We start from the raw sequence: 1,065 nt of genomic DNA on the forward strand, positions 1-1,065 counted from the left end.
CGACCCTTCCCGCCCCGACCGAACCGGCTCCGGTCCCCGTACCGGCCGCCCTGGTCGAGCACGCCCGGAAGGTCGCCGGTGACCACCTGAACCGCACCGGCCACCCCATCGACGCCCCGACCCTGCGGGCCCGGCTCGGCGTCCCCGTGCCGATCGCCGACGCCCTCCTCGCCCGACTCCACTGATCGAGAGGACAACCGCCGTGACCCTCTTCCGCCAGGTGGGCCGCTACGGCCCGGTCCGCGTCGGCACCGCCACCGACAACCGGGGCCGCGAGAAGCACACCACCGCGTGCACCGCGCCGCGCTGCGGCTTCTCCGCCGAGTACGACACCCGCTCCGCCGCCGAACTCGCGGCCCGTACCCACCGCTGCTCCGCCGTCTGATCCGACAGGAGAGATCCCGACGTGACCGTCACCCTGCCCCTCGTCCTGGTCCTGGGCGTCATCGCCTGGGGCGTGATCAAGTTCCTCGGCGTCCGCCTGTGGGTCGCCCTCGCCCTGGCCCTGTTCGGCTTCTACCTGGCCGACACCTTCCTCGCCCCCGCCATCGACTCCGGCACCCGCTCCGGCGTCGAGATCTTCTCGACCTCACATGACTAGACGAGTAGGCCACTGAGTCGGCATCCCGGGGCGGCCTCGATACCGCCAAGCATCCGCCGCCCCGGGAGCGCACCCCCTCACGACAACCGCCGCGAAGGAGCACGACCATCATCCCCCGCACCACGCCCCCGCCGCTGCCCGAACTGCGATTCCTCGCCTCCCTGGGCACTCTCCCCGCCCTCGCCCGACAGCTCTCCTCCCTCGGCGGCTGCCGTCGCCCCATCCGCCTGGAGGGCCACCGCACCGACCACACCCTCGACACGACCACCGGCGAGATCGGCCCCGCCCTGCGACGGCTCGACTCCACCGACCTGCCCGCCGGACACCTCCTGGTGCGCTGCAACAACCGCCGCGCCACCCGCTGCCCCTCCTGCGCCGAGACCTACCGCCGAGACACCTACCACCTGATCACCGCCGGCCTGCGCGGCGGCAAGGGCACCCCCGAAACCGTCGCCTCCCACCCC

At 73.2% G+C, this 1,065-nt stretch carries 3 protein-coding genes and 1 pseudogene; all 4 read left to right on the forward strand.

What is annotated here, in order from left to right; translation table 11 throughout:
* Positions 1-185, forward strand: a pseudogene (locus tag FOE67_RS26615) (DUF2637 domain-containing protein); the annotation flags it as partial.
* A gap of 17 nt (positions 186-202) precedes the next feature.
* Positions 203-385: a mobile element transfer protein gene (locus tag FOE67_RS26620; protein ID WP_182667376.1), complete on the forward strand. Its 183-nt coding sequence runs from the start codon at positions 203-205 to the stop codon at positions 383-385.
* Positions 386-406: 21 nt separating this feature from the next.
* Positions 407-601 (forward strand): hypothetical protein, encoded by a 195-nt coding sequence (locus FOE67_RS26625; protein WP_182667377.1) that lies wholly within the window; start codon positions 407-409, stop codon positions 599-601.
* 134 nt (positions 602-735) lie between these two features.
* Positions 736-1,065 (forward strand): replication initiator (locus tag FOE67_RS26630; RefSeq protein ID WP_323385579.1); only part of this gene is annotated, 330 nt, incomplete at its 3' end.

It is taken from the genome of Streptomyces calidiresistens (genome assembly GCF_014141525.1).
GTDB classification, from domain to species: Bacteria; Actinomycetota; Actinomycetes; order Streptomycetales; family Streptomycetaceae; genus Streptomyces; species Streptomyces calidiresistens.